The following is a 14,728-nucleotide window of genomic DNA, read 5'->3' on the forward strand; positions in this document are numbered from 1 at the left end:
CTTTTTTATTGGAGAAATTCTATTTCAGCAATCGTACGCGGCAGGTCTTGCCTTTAATTTTTACCTGCTGAAGCGACTTCAACGCCTGGCGGCCGCCCTCGCTTTGCAGCGCGACATAAGCATGCGCAGGCGCAATATCGATTTTACCAATCAGATCGCCGCTCAGCCCTGCCTCACCGGTCAGCGCGCCTAAAATATCACCGGGGCGAATTTTCGCTTTGCGCCCGCCATCAAGGCACAACGTAATATTCATCGCCGGTAGCGGCCTGGCCGCGACGGAGAGCAGAGAGGCGACCGGCTTCCATACCAGCTTCTGTTGCAGAAAATCTTCCAGCGCGTGAGCGCGGATCATCTCATCGGCAGACACAAAACTGACGGCGCTGCCCTCTTCGCCCGCGCGTGCCGTGCGTCCAATGCGGTGTACGTGCACTTCAGGATCGTAAGAGAGCTGATAATTCACCACCAGCGCCAGCGATTTGATATCCAGCCCGCGCGCGGCGACATCGGTCGCCACCAGTACGCGGCTGCTGCCGTTGGCAAAGCGTATCAGCACCTGGTCGCGGTCGCGCTGTTCCAGATCGCCATGCAGCGCCAGCGCGTCAATACGGCTGCTTATCAGCGCGTTGGCAATATCATCGCAGTCGCGTTTTGTGTTGCAGAACACCACACAGGACGCGGGTTGACGTTCGCTCAGCAGGCCAGTCAGCGCCGTCAGTTTTTCACGTGAGCCCGTCTCATAGAAATGCTGCTCAATGGCGGGCAGCGCCGACACGTCATCCGTTTCAACGCTCAGCGGATCGCGCTGAATGTGCTGGCTGATCTGCGCGATGTCCTGCGGCCAGGTGGCGGAGAAAAGCAGCGTCTGTCGCGCTGACGGGCAGTGGCTGATAATGGCATCAATATCATCGCGAAAACCCATTTCCAGCATCCGATCCGCTTCATCCAGCACCAGGGTGGCGATACCGTCCAGCCGCAGGGTTTCGCGTTTGAGGTGATCGAGAATGCGCCCTGGCGTGCCGACCACGATATGCGGCGCGTGGACCAACGAATCCCGCTGCGCGCTCATTGGCTGTCCGCCGCAGAGGGTGAGGATTTTTACGTTTGCGGTGAAGCGAGCAAGACGACGCAGCTCTTTCGTGACCTGCTCGGCCAGTTCGCGCGTGGGACAAAGCACCAGCGACTGGGTGGCACCCTGCGTTGCATTGATGCGCTGCATGACGCCCAGACCAAATGCCACCGTTTTGCCGCTGCCGGTTTTCGCCTGTGCCCGCACGTCGCGTCCGGCGAGAATGGCGGGAAGCGCGGCGGCCTGAATTGGCGTCATGCTATGGAAGCCGAGCTCGTTAAGATTCTCGATCTGGCTGGCGGGCAGGCCTGGAAGCAGTGAAAAAGCGGTCACACAGTACTCTCTGTTTACGTCGACGGGCGGAATGCCGCCGAGTGTAACAGAGGCGTCGGACGCGCTGAAGAAGCTTTCACAAAAACCATTACGCCTGGCGCGTAATAAGCGCTCAAATCCTGCTGGTAATCCCTGCTGTAATCCGTACCATACTCTGCATCATGACGCCGCGCGCTTCACGCGACGATTACTATCGCAACGAGTAAGTCAACAAATGCATTCTAATCAAGAAGTTAATCAAAAGTCCCGCTATAATCTTAATAAGCTGCAAAAGCGTCTGCGTCGCAATGTCGGCGAGGCGATTGCCGACTTTAACATGATCGAAGAAGGTGACCGCATTATGGTTTGCCTTTCCGGCGGCAAAGACAGCTATACGATGCTGGAAATTTTACGCAACCTGCAACAGAGCGCGCCGGTGAATTTCTCGCTGGTGGCGGTCAATCTTGATCAGAAGCAGCCCGGTTTCCCTGAGCATATCCTGCCTGAGTACCTGGAAAAACTGGGCGTTGAGTACAAAATTGTTGAAGAAAATACCTACGGCATCGTTAAAGAGAAGATCCCGGAAGGCAAAACCACCTGTTCGCTCTGCTCGCGCCTGCGTCGTGGCATTCTTTATCGCACCGCAAGCGAACTGGGCTGCACGAAAATCGCGCTCGGCCATCACCGTGACGATATTCTGCAAACGCTCTTCCTCAACATGTTTTACGGTGGAAAGATGAAAGGCATGCCGCCAAAGCTGATGAGTGATGACGGTAAACATATTGTGATCCGCCCGCTGGCCTACTGCCGGGAAAAAGACATTGAGCGTTTCGCCATTGCCCGCGAATATCCGATTATTCCCTGCAACCTGTGCGGATCGCAGCCAAATCTGCAACGGCAGGTTATTGGCGATATGCTGCGTGACTGGGACAAACGCTTCCCCGGACGTATTGAAACAATGTTCAGCGCGATGCAAAACGTGGTGCCTTCTCATCTGGCCGACCACCAGTTGTTCGATTTTCGCGGTATTCAACACGGATCGGCGGTGGTTGACGGCGGTGATTTGGCATTTGATCGCGAAACGTTGCCGCTCCAGCCTGCCGGATGGCGCGTTGAGGATGATGAAGAGATGCCTGAGCGGCTTGATGTGATTCAGGTGAAATAAATAATACTTACCGGCTTACCTTTTGGGCAAGCCGGGCGGTTCAGACTACATATGCGGCGGCGGGTCGAGAATGGGATCCGGATCGCCCGGCGGTGGATCGGGCATCGGCTGCGGTGTAGGAATTGGATCGGGGATCGGCGTAGGGTCGGTGGGAACCGGATCGGACGCACGCGGAGTGTTCAGAGCGTTTAGCGATAACATGTCTTCCTCCTGTGACGTTTCGTGTCAGTTAAGCATAGGCACGCTGCGCGATGCTGGCAAATGCGCAAAAAAAAGCCGGCATTAAGCCGGCTCGTGTGAATCAAATGTGCTATGCATTAATTCAAATAAGGAAGTAAGACAATATGGAGCGCAACGCCCATCGCTTGACGTTGCATTCACCTGCGAGAAAGAGTTTGCCTCAGTGCCATCGGCTGGATATTGATGTCGATCAGCTTTTTTAGCATTGTTACTATTTTTGCGCAGCGCTACAGCCACCTGCGACGCCTGAGCCAGAAGGCGACGCCCAGCACTAATCCCATCAGCAACAGGCAAAAGACGCCAAACCCATAATGCCAGTTGCCGCCCGGAATACCGCCTAAATTCACGCCAAAAAGCCCGGTCAGAAATGTGGTTGGCAGGAAAATCATCGCCAGCAGCGACATGGTGTAGGTTCTGCGGTTCATCGCTTCCGCCATGACCGTGCTGATCTCGTCCGCCAGCACCGCCGTTCTTGCCACGCTGGCATCAAGATCGTCCAGACCACGCCCCAGCCGGTCGGCAATATCCTGCATTCGTCGGCGATCGTCATCACTCATCCACGGCAGGCGTTCACTGGCGATACGCGAATATACATCGCGCTGGGGAGCCATATAACGCCGCATGATGATGAGCTGCTTACGGATCAGCGCCAGTTCGCCGCGTGGAGGAACCTGTTGATCCACCACCGCATTTTCAAGCTCAATGATGCTGTCATGAAGCTCTTCAATAAATTCGCTGGTGTGATCGGTCAGGGCATCACACACCTCCACCAGCCAGGTTCCCCCATTTACCGGCCCGTTGCCGTTTTGCAAATCGGTCAGCACTTCATCAATGGCGAAGACCTTTCTTTGCCGTGTGGAAACGATGAGCTTTTCATTAATAAATACCCGAATGACCACCAGTTGGTCGGGCCGCGACTCGCTGTTAAGGTTGACGCTGCGCAGCGTGATCATGGTGCCGTCGCCAAGGCGGCTCACCCGCGGACGCATGCTGTCACCGGCCAGCGCATCGCGCACGGCATCGGGCAGCAGCGGTGTGGACATCAGCCAGTCCGCGCTCTCACGGTGGGTATAGTTAAGATGAAGCCAGCAAGGCTGGTGGCAGTGAATAACGTCCTTGTCCTCGATTGGGATCATGCCGCCCTTTCCGTCCAGCTGGCAGGAGATAATCGCATCGGACACCTGTAAAGCTTTACCTGCAATAACGTTCACATCCGCCCCACTAAGCATTTTCAATTCGATACAGTCTAGCGCGACGTTGACGTGTTGCAAAACGCGGCCCGTGCCAACATTGCGCAAAAAAATAAGATCTTGCTCACGAATTCTTTGGCAGTACGCTTTTATCGCTTGTGTTCACCGTCTGACTAAGGAAATATCAGCCCTGCGCGTCAGGATTGTTACTGTACAGACAGGCAAAACCTAAACCGCTTACCTTCTCGCCACGGTGAAGAGAGTAAGCGGTTTAGGTTTTTTTTTGGTCTGCACTTCGTCAGGGAAACGCTATTCAGGAGCGAATACAATGAAATACCAACAGCTAGCGCAAGACATTTTGCAGGGGGTCGGAGGTCGGGACAACGTGCTCTCACTGATGCACTGCGCCACCCGTCTGCGGTTTCGCTTAAAAGACGCCACGCAGGCGAACTCGCCGGAACTGAAAAATCATGCCGATATTATTACAGTCGTTGAGAGCGGCGGGCAGTATCAGGTTGTAATCGGTAATCATGTGGGTGAAGTCTGCCAGGCCATTCAACAGCTGGGCAAAATTGGCGACGACGCAACAGCAAGCGAACCCGTCGGGAAACAAGGCATTGTCGCCAGATTTATCGATATTGTATCCGGCATTTTCATGCCCTTCCTTGGCGTAATGACCGCTTCCGGCATACTTAAAGGCCTGCTCGCGCTGGCGGTGGTTATTGGGATCACCGATGACAAAAGCGGCAGCTACAGAATGCTGTTTGTCGCCAGCGACGCCCTGTTCTATTTTTTACCGCTGATACTGGGCTACTGCGCCGGTAAGAAATTCGGCGGAAACCCGTTTACCACACTCGCCATTGGCGCGGCGCTGGTGCATCCGATAATGTTTGATGCCTGGCAGCAGACGCAAAACGGTGGAGAATCTCTGCGCTTCCTCGGTATACCGGTGGTGCTGATCAATTATGCGTCGTCGGTTATTCCGGTGATCCTGGCCGCCTGGCTCTCGTGCTTTATTGAACGCACTATCCATCATCGCCTGCCTTCCGCCATTCGCAATTTCACGACACCGTTGATCTGTCTGGTGGTCGTTATTCCCCTGACCTTTTTAGCGATTGGCCCGGTGGCCACCTCGCTGAGCCTGAAGCTGGCGGATGGCTATCTGTGGGTTTACGGCTTAAGCCCGCTTTTTGCCGGTATGGTGATTGGCGGGCTCTGGCAGGTCTGCGTGATTTTTGGTTTACACTGGGGACTGGTGCCGGTAATGATCAATAATCTCAGCGTCTATGGCTTTGATACGATCCCACCGCTGTTGCTGGCGGCGGTAATGGGTCAGGCCGGCGCAACGCTTGGCGTCATGCTGCGCACCCGCGACCTTAAGCTCAAAGGTCTGGCCGCCTCATCGTTTACCGCCAGCCTGTTTGGCATTACTGAACCAGCGGTTTACGGCATCACGCTGCCGCGCCGTCGCCCGTTTATATTTGGCTGTCTCGGCGGCGCACTTGGCGCCGGACTGATCGGTTTTTATCAGGCCAAATGCTATTCGTTTGGACTGGCCAGCATCTTCACAATCTTTCAGTCCGTGCCGAACACCGGCATTGACTCAACCGTTATCGCAGTCATCTGCGGTTCGCTCTTCGCGCTGGTTTTTGCCGCGCTCAGCACATCGCTATTTGGCCTGCCCGCCTCGCCTGCGGAGCAGGAAAAACCGACGCCGCCTTTACCACACAGCCGCGCCTTTCAAAGTCTGCTGAGCCCGCTTGAGGGGCGCGTCATTCCGCTGGAAAACGTTCCCGATGAAAGCTTTGCCAGCGGGCTGCTGGGCAGAGGTATCGGTGTTGTCCCTTGCTGCGGGCGCATCGTCTCGCCGGTCAACGGCACAGTCGCTTCGCTGTTTCATACCGGCCATGCTATCGGCCTCAAGGCGGACAACGGCATGGAGATACTTATTCATATCGGCCTGGATACCGTAAAGCTCGGCGGCAAACACTTTACCGCACATGTCAGTCAGGGAGAGGCCGTCAGCGTGGGCGACGTGCTGATTGAGTTTGATATGGCAGCGATAGACGCCGCCGGATATGACCTCACCACCCCCGTCATTATCAGCAACAGCGAAGACTACCTTGACGTACTGCCTGCAACGTCGCAGGAACAGGTCAGGGAACAAATGCCGTTGTTAAGTCTGTTTATTTAACCAGCACAAGGAGAGAGCCATGACTAAACGTTTTCCAGAAGGTTTTTTATGGGGCGGCGCAGTGGCTGCCAATCAGGTTGAGGGAGCCTGGCAGGCCGACGGGAAAGGCCTGTCGACTGCCGATTTACAGCCGTCGGGCATCATGGCGCCCCGCGTGGCGTGGCGTCAGGATGACTTTAGCATTCGGGACGTGGCGATCGATTTTTACCACCGCTATCCTGAAGATATTAAATTATTTGCTGAAATGGGCTTTACCGTACTGCGCATCTCAATTGCCTGGTCGCGTATCTTTCCCGCAGGCGATGACGCCAAACCTAACGAGGCCGGGCTGGCCTTTTACGATCGGCTTTTCAGCGAAATGGAAAAATATAACATTGCGCCGATGGTTACGCTTTCTCACTATGAGATGCCTTTTGGGTTGGTCGAAAACTATGGCGGCTGGGGAAACCGGAAAACCATAGAATTCTTTGAACGCTACGCGCGCACGGTATTTGAGCGTTATAAAGACCGGGTGAAATACTGGCTAACCTTCAATGAAATCAATATGTCACTGCACGCACCGTTCACCGGCGTCGGCCTGTCGGAAGGGAGCGGTAAACAGGCTATCTATCAGGCGATCCATCATCAGCTGGTAGCCAGCGCGCGCGTGGTGAAAGCCTGTCATGAAATTGTACCAGAAGGAAAAATCGGCAATATGCTACTTGGCGGACTGCTCTATCCGCTGAGTTGCCAACCGGCCGACGTGCTGGAAGCGATGCAAAAAAACCGTGAATGGCTCTTTTTCGGCGATGTGCAGGCACGCGGACACTATCCAGCCTACATGAAGCGATTCTTCCGGGAAAACGACATCACGCTGGAGATAACCGAGCAGGACAAATGCGAGCTGCGTGAAACCATCGACTACATCTCCTTCAGCTACTACATGACCGGCTGCGTTACAGCCGATAAGGAACTGGATAAACGAACGCGCGGAAACATTCTAAGCATGGTGCCCAACCCTCATCTGCCCGCCTCGGAGTGGGGATGGCAAATCGATCCGCTTGGCCTGCGCGTACTGATGAACCAGCTATACGATCGCTACGAAAAACCGCTTTTCATTGTCGAAAATGGTCTGGGCGCGCGCGATAAGCAGGAGGCCGACGGTTCAATCAATGATGACTATCGCATCGCCTATCTGAACGACCATCTGGTGCAGGTTCGCGAAGCCATTGAAGATGGCGTGGAGATCTGGGGATATACCAGTTGGGGCCCCATCGATCTGGTAAGCGCCTCGAAAGCGGAAATGTCGAAGCGTTATGGCTTTATATACGTTGATCGCGATGATAATGGCAACGGTACGCTGGAGCGCAAGCGCAAGAAAAGCTTCACCTGGTATCAGGAGGTTATCCGCTCGCACGGTACTTCTCTGGAATAAATGTTTTAAAGGGGCACTCGCTGCCCCTTGTTTCATTCAGCCCGTCAGCGTTTGAATTCTGCTGACAGCTCATCGGCTACCAGCATTTCGCGCCTGACCCTTTCAACATGAATGGTTAAAAACATCCGCTCTTCTTTACCCAAAGCGTAGTGCCAGTTTTTTTGGACGTGGCGATCAATTTTTTCAACGCAGCGATAGGCCTGAGGATAGCGTTGGGAAACCACATCGTGCAGCGATTCATCATCGCTGGTCACGCCCTGCTTCCCTAACATTCGCTGAGCGAAAAATTTGAGATGGGTAACAAACCGGTTGTAGCTGAGCGCGTCGGTACGCCAGGTGATGTGAAGCGTGTATTTAACGATATCGAGAATTTGCTGCATGAACAGCGTGATATGCATAACTTCAGGCATTTCCGCATGCAGTTGGGCATTAACCAGATGTAGCGCAATAAAGCTCGCTTCATCTTCTGCCAGCCGGATAGCTAACCGCTGGTGAATAATATCAAGCGCCCTCGTGCCAAGCGCAAACTCCTGAGGATAGAGGTTTTCAATCTCCCATTTCAGCACGGTGTGTAACGGAAGATGATGCTCATAACGATATATGGCGAAGTTGAGATGATCGGTCAGCGCAATAATAACGCTTTCATGCAGGCTGGCTTGCAGTGTCTGCTTTGCCATAGCGATAATGCATTCGCTGGCTGCCAAAACTTCCGGACGAATGGTACCGAGTAATTCACCAAGCTGTCCGGTAAGCTGTGGATTTTGCAGCGTGAACACCTTTTCGACTGAGCTGCTATCAATTCTGTCTCCCGCGCGCTTTTGAAAAGCCAGCCCGCGGCCCATCACGACCTGCTCTTTTCCCTGCGCATCGCATACGACCGCGACGTTATTATTCAGTACCTTGCGTATTTTCATATCCCTGCCTGCAACCCGATCCGAGTAAGTCAGGTCTTGCCCGCACAAACGGTCACAATCCTTTTCGCTACAATAGTTCATTGCCTTTTGACATCAAGCTTCTCACGACAGAAATGTGAAGCTTCTCCGGCTTTCACTTCTCTGCATCAGCGACCCGGTGGGCATTTCACCGTCTGTAACGTCTTTAACCGGGCCATCCGGCGATCGGCGGCCTTCTGCGCCCTGTTTTTTACCACACCGTTACCGATGCCGAAGTCTCCCAAAAACCCCAGCACCGTCAGGCTGTCGAATTCGCCCGTTTTATCAATTTTTGATTGTACACGCTGCTGGGCGGCAATACGTTCAGTGACGTTGTCACAGTCCCATATCGTAGCCTGTACATCAGTAACAGGCGGTGAATCCGGGTAGCGCTTTAATGCACAGCCTGAAAGCACTATCACCGCCGTTATCAGTAAGCAAGCTCTGTTCATTTATTTTATGCGCCTGGATTAGTGTTTAAGAATATAGAGCTCGCGACTGTAGGCAACGTCTTCCGGGTTAGTCACCGGGTAGCCTTTCACCCACGGTTTAATCAGGCGCCCGTTGGTATACTGATAAATGGGTGCAATCGGCGCGCGCTCGGCAATAATCTGCTCTGCACGGTTGTAGTCATCATTGCGCACGGCAGGCTTCGTTTCACGGCTGGCTTTGTCTAAGAGTGCATCGTATTCAGGGCTGGAAAACTTAGCAATATTGCCGCTGTGTCCGGCGGTTAACAGGCTGAGGAAAGTTGACGGTTCATTATAGTCCCCCACCCATGAGGCGCGGATCACATCAAAGTTGCCGCTGTTGCGGCTGTCGATATAAGTTTTCCACTCCTGATTTTGCAGCTTCACGCTCACGCCCAGATTTTTCTTCCACATTGAGGCCACCGCAATCGCAATTTTCTGGTGATTTTCTGAGGTGTTATACAGCAGCGTTAACGCCAGAGGGTGCGCGGGGCTGTATCCGGCCGCAGCCAGCAGCGCTTTCGCCTGCTCGTTAAGTTCGGCCTGCGTATGCTGTTCTAAGATACTTTTCTTCGGATGGAATCCGGCTGTGACGTCTGGCGTGAAGTGCCAGGCTGGCTTTTCGCCCGTCCCTAACACTTTCTCAGCAATAATTTTGCGATCGATACTCAGCGACAGCGCCTGCCGCACGCGCACATCGGCGGTCGGGCCTTTTTGGGTGTTAAAAGCGTAATAGTAGGTACCGAGCTGATCAGGCGTATACACCTCATTCGGGATCTGCTTTTTCAGCAGGGCATACATATTTTTCGGGAAGGATTCGGTGATATCAATATCATTTGCGCGATAGCGTTTGGTGGCGCTCGACTCTTCATTGATCGGCAGGAAAGTGACTTTGCTGATAACCGTGTGGGCGTTGTCCCAGTAATTGTCATTACGCACCAGCACCAGTTTTTCATTCACCACGCGAGCCTGAAGCTGATAAGCGCCGTTACCCACCAGGCTGCCGGGTTGTGTCCAGTCGGCACCCGTGCTCTCAATGACTTTTTGCGGCACCGGATACAGGCAGAAGTTAGCGGTAAGGCTGACAAAATACGGCACCGGCTTGTCGAGCGTCACCTTCAGCCGGTATTTATCCAGCGCAACAACGCCCAACTCCCCGGTTGTCTTTTCGCCTTTGGCGATGGCTTCCGCATTCTGTATGCCCGCAAGACCGGCAAACCAGGCAAAGGTGGAACCGGTTTTTGGATCAACAAGACGTCGCCAGCTATAAACGAAATCGTTCGCGGTGACCGGTTCACCGTTTGACCAGCGTGCATCTTTGCGCAGCGTAAAAATCCAGGTTTTGTTATCCGTCGTCTGCCACTGCGTGGCGACACCAGGCACGATATTGCCTTTCGCGTCCTGGCTGGTCAGCCCTTCAAACAGATCGCGGATCACCTGAATTTCCGGCAGGCCGACGGCGCGGGCAGGATCAAGCGTAGCGGGTTCGTCTTTGATATGGCGAACAATTTCCTGGCGATCTGCCAGCACTGTGCCGGGGGGAACGTCGGCGGCAAAAAGGGACGACGTAACAGCCAGCGCAACGGCGGCCAGGGTGAAACGGGCGATCTTCATCGGAGCACCTTTCAGATGAGAATATGCGATTGACAGCACTTTAACGCAAATTGTTAAGCGGCAAATAGCCTTTTCCATTGCTGTTGATGCTTTATACGAAAAGAGTGGAGATGCGCCGGCTTTTGTTAGCCGCAGTTTTGCGCTAGTTTTAAAAAAACATTCGGGAGTCAATAACATGTCGCAGATACATCCCCGCACGCAGCGCGGCGCCCTGAACGCAGAGAACCAGCGCTACGGCGCGTCGGTACTCGGCGCGCCGCTGCTGTGGTTTCCGGCGCCTGCCGCCGATGCGCAGAGCGGGCTGATTCTGGCGGGTACGCACGGCGATGAGACCGCCGCCGTAGTGACACTTTCCTGCGCAATGCGCACCCTGAACGACGCACACCGTCGTCATCACGTGGTGCTGGCCGTCAACCCGGACGGCTGCCAGCTGGGTCTGCGAGCCAATGCGAACGGCGTCGATCTGAACCGCAACTTTCCGGCGGCAAACTGGCAGAAAGGTGACACCGTTTATCGCTGGAACAGCGTAGCGGATGCGCGGGATGTGTTGCTGTCGACCGGCGATTGTGCGGCGTCAGAGCCGGAAACCCGGGCGCTGTGCAAGCTTATTCATCAGCTCACCCCCGCCTGGATCGTCACCTTTCATGAGCCGCTGGCCTGCATAGAAGATCCGCACACCAGCCCGCTCGGCCAGTGGCTGGCAAACGAGATGGCGCTGCCGCTGGTAACCAGCGTGGGCTATGCCACGCCGGGTTCGTTTGGCAGCTGGTGTGCCGATCTCAACCTGTCGGTGATCACCGCAGAGTTGCCGCCGATCTCTGCCGATGCCGCCACGGAAAAATACCTGACGGCGATGGTTAATTTGCTTGGCTGGCAAGCGTGATGCGCCCGCAGCTAAACGGCAGCGACGGGTCAACGTCTGCCGCCAGCCAGGTGGGGCCGTCCAGATCGACAAAGCGCGCCCGCGGCGCCAGCGGCAGCACGGCGTTAATGGCGCGTGACGTGCAGAGCATACAGCCCAGCATCACCTGAAAGCCCGCGGTTCTCGCTGCCTGAGCGAGCGCCAGCGCCTCGGTCAGCCCGCCGGTTTTATCCAGCTTGATATTGACCATTTCATAACGTCCCTTCAACGCGGGCAGGCTTTCACGCGTGTGGCAACTCTCATCGGCGCAAATCGGTAAAGGGTGAATGAAGTTTTCCAGCATCGCGTCATCGTCTGCGGGCAACGGCTGCTCCAGCATGACGATGCCGAGATCGGCGAGAAGCTGACATCGGGCGGCAAGCCCTTCGCTCTGCCAGGACTCATTGGCGTCGACGATCAGCGTCGCGTCCGGCACCGCAGTGCGTACCGCCATCAGCCGCTCGGTGATCAGCGAGTCGTCCATTTTGATCTTGAGCAGCGTCGCGCCGTTCTGCCACAACGCCAGCGCGGTACTGGCCATCATTTCCGGGGTGTCGATACTGACCGTCTGCGTCATCACGATCTCGTTCGGCATTGAGACACCGGTAAGCTGCCACAGGCTGCTGCCGCTTTTTTTTGCTTCCAGATCCCACAGCGCAGAATCAATTGCGTTACGTGCCGCGCCAGCCGGCAGCGCCTGTTGCAGCGCCTCACGGGTCATTCCCTGCTCAAGCGAGGTCAGCAGCGACGCGATCTGTGCCAGCACAGAGGCTTCCGTCTCGTTATAACGTGGATATGGCGTGCATTCGCCCACGCTTTTTACGCCGTCTTCTTCCAGTTCAACCACCACTACGCCCGCTTCACTGCGGGCACCGCGTGCAATCACAAAAGGCTTATGCAGCGGCCAGGCTTCCGGGTATACCTTTACTGCTCTCATTAACGAGTCCTTTTTCACGACGGGGAAAAGCCACTCAGACAACATAGCCATTTCTGACGGTTTTGGGTAATTCATCCGTGCCAGAATGTTTTTTGTGGGCAGCGGCCAGGGTGGCTTACACTCAGTGCTGGGTTAATCATGCTTAAAAAGGAAAGATTATGTCTCAGACCGTTCATTTCCAGGGCAATCCGATCGCCGTTGCGGGCGATCTGCCGACGCCGGGCCAGCTTGCTAAACCCTTTACGCTGGTGGCGAAAGATCTCTCGGAGGTCTCCCTCTCAAATTACAGCGGCAAGCGTAAAGTACTGAACATTTTCCCCAGTATTGATACCGGCGTATGCGCCGCGTCAGTGCGCAAATTCAATCAGCTTGCCAGCGAACTGGATAACGCCGTCGTACTGTGCATTTCGTCGGATCTGCCATTTGCGCAGTCTCGCTTTTGCGGCACGGATGGCTTAAACAATGTGATTACGCTCTCCACCCTGCGCGGCAGCGATTTCAAACGTGATTACGGCGTCGCGCTGGATGACGGTCCGCTGAAAGGCCTCGCGGCGCGCGCCGTGGTGGTGCTGGATGAGCATGACACGGTGCTTTACAGCCAGTTGGTGGCAGAAATCACCACCGAGCCGGATTATGAAGCGGCGCTTGCGTCGCTGAAATAGCAGGATAAAAGGCCGGTCATCGGCTGGCCTTATTTCTCTGTCCCGGACGGCGTCTCATCGCTTTCACCTCGCTTCTGGCTCAGCCCGTACTCGCGCAGCTTGTTAGCGATTGCGGTATGGGAAACCCCGAGGCGCTTCGCCAGTTTGCGCGTGCTGGGATATGAGAGATAAAGGCGCGACAGGACCGATCGCTCAAAGCGGCTGGTGATCTCATCCAGCGAACCTTCCATCACCTCTTCGCCCAGCGGCACCTCCAGCGTGAATTCCGGCAGAATAATATCCTGCGGTCGCAGTTCGTGGCCCTCTAACTGCGTCAGCGCGCGATAAAGCACGTTTTTAAGCTGGCGCACATTGCCGGGCCAGGTGTAGCGCGCCAGAAAGGCGTTAAGCTGCGGTGCAATAACCGGCCGCGCAATCCCCTGCTCATCAGCAAAGCGCGCCACGAACATGTCGGTCAGCGCCGCCAGATCCTGCTGACGATCGCGCAGCGGCGGCAGATTGAGGGTCAATACGTTCAGCCGATAGAAGAGATCTTCACGAAACTCGCCGCGCTGCACCAGTTCCGTCAGGTTCTTCTGCGTGGCGCAAATCACCCGGACGTCAACGTGCACCTCATGCTCTTCTCCCACCCGACGAAAGGTACCGTCGTTCAGGAAACGCAGCAGTTTGGTCTGCATCCGCGGCGACATTTCGCCAATTTCGTCCAACAGCACCGAACCGCCGTTGGCCTGCTCAAAGAAGCCTTTTTTCCCTTCAAGCGCGTTGGGATAAGCGCCCGCCGCGTGTCCGAAAAGCTCGCTTTCCGCCACGTCATCCGGCAGCGAGGCGCAGTTGAGCGCCAGAAAAGGCTTTTTGCCGCGCGCGCTGCGCAGATGGCAGGCTCTGGCGAGCATATCTTTACCCGTACCGGTATCACCGATAATCAGCAGCGGCGCGTCCAGCATGGCCAGCTTGCGCGCCTGCTCAATCACCTGACGCATTTTAACGTTCACCGCCACGATATGCTGAAATTCGCTGTCGTCGTTCACCGTCAGCGTCTGAAGCTGTTGGCCCATGCGTGCGGTCGATTTAAGCATCACCACCGCGCCTGCCGCGCTCTCCGCTTCCGCCGCATAGATGGGGGTGATCTCCATCAGAAAGTCGCGCCCCTGAAGCACAACACGATGCGCCTGCGGCTCCAGTTTTTCGCTCTCCAGCCAGCGCTGAAAGTTAAACCCGGGGATCAGCGAACCCGCGCCTGCGCTGCGTATTTTCTCTTCATTGAGCGCAAACAGCGCCTGCGCCGCAGGATTAGCCAGCTCGATTTTACTTTTCATATCCACAGAGAAAACCGGTTCTGGCATCGCCACCAGCAGCGCGCTGAGGGCGCGATGTTCACGTTCGGAGGGGAGAAACGCCACCGTTTTGACATCTGTAACGCCAGGTATACGTCGGATCTCAGCCATTAACTGGCTGAAAGAGTCAAAGCTGACGGGGGTGAAATTAAGGTAAATACAGCGCGGCGGCGCGATCTCAATACCGCGCAGATCGATACTTCGTTCAACAAGTAAATCAAGAAGTTCGCGGGCGAGCCCTAAACGATCCTGACAAAACACTTCCAGACGCATGCATATCACCTTAATCAGTTACTG

Annotated in this window: 13 protein-coding genes; 5 read left to right on the forward strand and 8 right to left on the reverse strand. The window is 55.3% G+C overall.

Features of this window, described 5'->3' with window-relative positions:
* Positions 1 to 19 precede the first annotated feature (19 nt).
* Positions 20 to 1,399 (reverse strand): ATP-dependent RNA helicase DbpA, encoded by a 1,380-nt coding sequence (gene dbpA, locus FA91_RS09415; protein WP_034914996.1) that lies wholly within the window; start codon positions 1,397 to 1,399, stop codon positions 20 to 22.
* A gap of 214 nt (positions 1,400 to 1,613) precedes the next feature.
* On the opposite strand from dbpA, the gene ttcA reads away from it, so the two are divergent.
* Complete coding sequence (gene ttcA / locus FA91_RS09420) at positions 1,614 to 2,543, forward strand: tRNA 2-thiocytidine(32) synthetase TtcA (protein WP_034914997.1); 930 nt, start codon at positions 1,614 to 1,616, stop codon at positions 2,541 to 2,543.
* A 45-nt stretch (positions 2,544 to 2,588) separates the two neighbouring features.
* Here ttcA and FA91_RS21220 read toward each other — a convergent pair whose 3' ends face one another.
* Both FA91_RS21220 and zntB read right to left on the reverse strand, forming a co-directional pair.
* The gene (locus tag FA91_RS21220; RefSeq protein WP_197060495.1) at positions 2,589 to 2,744 is read right to left on the reverse strand and encodes a hypothetical protein; all 156 of its coding nucleotides are present in this window, start codon (positions 2,742 to 2,744) and stop codon (positions 2,589 to 2,591) included.
* 266 nt (positions 2,745 to 3,010) lie between these two features.
* Entirely contained in the window at positions 3,011 to 3,994 is a 984-nt protein-coding gene (zntB, locus tag FA91_RS09425; RefSeq protein ID WP_034914999.1) for a zinc transporter ZntB, read from the reverse strand.
* Positions 3,995 to 4,301: 307 nt separating this feature from the next.
* On the opposite strand from zntB, the gene bglF reads away from it, so the two are divergent.
* Together bglF and ascB are read left to right on the forward strand one after the other, a co-directional pair.
* Positions 4,302 to 6,167, forward strand: coding sequence for a PTS beta-glucoside transporter subunit IIABC (gene bglF, locus FA91_RS09430; protein WP_034915002.1), 1,866 nt, complete (start codon positions 4,302 to 4,304; stop codon positions 6,165 to 6,167).
* Positions 6,168 to 6,186: 19 nt separating this feature from the next.
* Complete coding sequence (ascB, locus tag FA91_RS09435; protein WP_034915005.1) at positions 6,187 to 7,581, forward strand: 6-phospho-beta-glucosidase; 1,395 nt, start codon at positions 6,187 to 6,189, stop codon at positions 7,579 to 7,581.
* 44 nt (positions 7,582 to 7,625) lie between these two features.
* Here ascB and FA91_RS09440 read toward each other — a convergent pair whose 3' ends face one another.
* The 3 genes from FA91_RS09440 to FA91_RS09450 form a co-directional block, all read right to left on the reverse strand.
* Positions 7,626 to 8,495: a PRD domain-containing protein gene (locus FA91_RS09440; RefSeq protein WP_034915008.1), complete on the reverse strand. Its 870-nt coding sequence runs from the start codon at positions 8,493 to 8,495 to the stop codon at positions 7,626 to 7,628.
* Positions 8,496 to 8,641: 146 nt separating this feature from the next.
* Positions 8,642 to 8,965 (reverse strand): hypothetical protein, encoded by a 324-nt coding sequence (locus FA91_RS09445; protein ID WP_034915011.1) that lies wholly within the window; start codon positions 8,963 to 8,965, stop codon positions 8,642 to 8,644.
* 18 nt (positions 8,966 to 8,983) lie between these two features.
* Complete coding sequence (locus FA91_RS09450; RefSeq protein WP_034915015.1) at positions 8,984 to 10,597, reverse strand: peptide ABC transporter substrate-binding protein; 1,614 nt, start codon at positions 10,595 to 10,597, stop codon at positions 8,984 to 8,986.
* Positions 10,598 to 10,772: 175 nt separating this feature from the next.
* Here FA91_RS09450 and mpaA point away from each other — a divergent pair, with 175 nt between their 5' ends.
* Complete coding sequence (gene mpaA / locus FA91_RS09455) at positions 10,773 to 11,480, forward strand: murein tripeptide amidase MpaA (protein WP_034915018.1); 708 nt, start codon at positions 10,773 to 10,775, stop codon at positions 11,478 to 11,480.
* On the opposite strand, the gene ycjG is transcribed toward mpaA, so the two are convergent.
* Positions 11,455 to 12,435 (reverse strand): L-Ala-D/L-Glu epimerase, encoded by a 981-nt coding sequence (gene ycjG, locus FA91_RS09460; RefSeq protein WP_034915022.1) that lies wholly within the window; start codon positions 12,433 to 12,435, stop codon positions 11,455 to 11,457. The two genes, mpaA and ycjG, sit on opposite strands and share 26 nt — an antisense overlap.
* Positions 12,436 to 12,593: 158 nt before the next feature.
* Between ycjG and tpx the strand changes: the two genes are divergently transcribed.
* The gene (gene tpx, locus FA91_RS09465; protein ID WP_034915025.1) at positions 12,594 to 13,097 is read left to right on the forward strand and encodes a thiol peroxidase; all 504 of its coding nucleotides are present in this window, start codon (positions 12,594 to 12,596) and stop codon (positions 13,095 to 13,097) included.
* Positions 13,098 to 13,126: 29 nt separating this feature from the next.
* Here tpx and tyrR read toward each other — a convergent pair whose 3' ends face one another.
* On the reverse strand, positions 13,127 to 14,704 hold the full coding sequence (gene tyrR, locus FA91_RS09470) for a transcriptional regulator TyrR (protein ID WP_034915028.1): 1,578 nt from the start codon (positions 14,702 to 14,704) through the stop codon (positions 13,127 to 13,129).
* Positions 14,705 to 14,728: the final 24 nt, after the last annotated feature.

Source organism: Erwinia sp. 9145, assembly GCF_000745075.1.
In the GTDB taxonomy this organism is placed as follows: Bacteria; Pseudomonadota; Gammaproteobacteria; order Enterobacterales; family Enterobacteriaceae; genus Erwinia; species Erwinia oleae.